General features: G+C 45.2%; 2 protein-coding genes. One reads left to right on the forward strand and one right to left on the reverse strand.

From position 1 onward, the window contains the following. Positions 1 to 559, reverse strand: a 559-nt coding sequence (locus tag V5298_RS20745; RefSeq protein ID WP_332933302.1) for a hypothetical protein, incomplete at its 3' end; no start/stop codon positions are given. Positions 560 to 598: 39 nt separating this feature from the next. Between V5298_RS20745 and V5298_RS20750 the strand changes: the two genes are divergently transcribed. Beyond that, a partial coding sequence (locus tag V5298_RS20750; protein ID WP_332933303.1) for a DUF2062 domain-containing protein occupies positions 599 to 955 on the forward strand: 357 nt, incomplete at its 3' end.

Raw genomic sequence — 955 nt, forward strand, 5'->3', positions numbered from 1 at the left:
CAAGGGAACTACGGGCGTCTGTGGCGGGATTTACTAACGTACTGGCTGGTTTTAATTTGGTGTGAAACTGAACATGCTGATGGGGCTGAAAAAGACCAATTTCATTGTCAATGTATAGCAGGGCATTGCCGTAAAATCGCTCATGGTCTAATTTTTCGACAGCCAAAAGGGCTTGTTGATGTGCATCAAATAGTCGAATTTCGACAATTCGACCCGTAAGTATGACATCTTGTTGAATTTTAAGTTCCGGGAGTTGCCAAAATAAGTACCAATGCCCTACACTTCCCATCCATATCATTCCAGAGAGCATCCCGCTAAATAAAAAAATAGTGAACGCGCTATGTTCGGGTTTAACCTTGTACGCACAGCATAGCAATCTGTTACAGCCATAGTGGCGTACCAATGAGCAGACCACTTTATTTATCGAAGGGATGTGGATGACAGCAACAAGTATTGCCGACATAATAAGCCAGCTAAATGCAGGTAGCACGGGCCACCATCTGGCTGAAATAGCGGTCACACAGAACGCGCTCAGATACGCCATTGAGTGTTGCTTCATGTTGTTGCATTCATTCGTTTAATGTGAAATTAACTGTTTATGCCTAGAAAATTTATACGTCGATTTTTGCCTGACCATCAAACGATCAAACGCAACAAAGCGCTACGGATCTTTGGCACGGTTTTACATGAACCTAACTTATGGCACCTTAATCGCCGTTCGGCCGCACACGCATTTGGCATCGGGTTGTTTTTTGCCTTCTGGCCTGTTCCTTTTCAAATGTGGCTATCGGCGGCAACGGCTATTCCTTTTCGGGCAAATCTCCCCTTATCCGTGGCCACGGTGTGGATCACCAACCCGTTTACCATGCCTCCCATTTTTTATGGCGCCTATAAAGTGGGGACCACGGTGCTAGGCACTAAACCCCAGCATTTCGAATTACAATTTAGTTGGCAT

Source organism: Alteromonas sp. 14N.309.X.WAT.G.H12 (genome assembly GCF_036697315.1).
Lineage (GTDB): Bacteria > Pseudomonadota > Gammaproteobacteria > Enterobacterales > Alteromonadaceae > Alteromonas.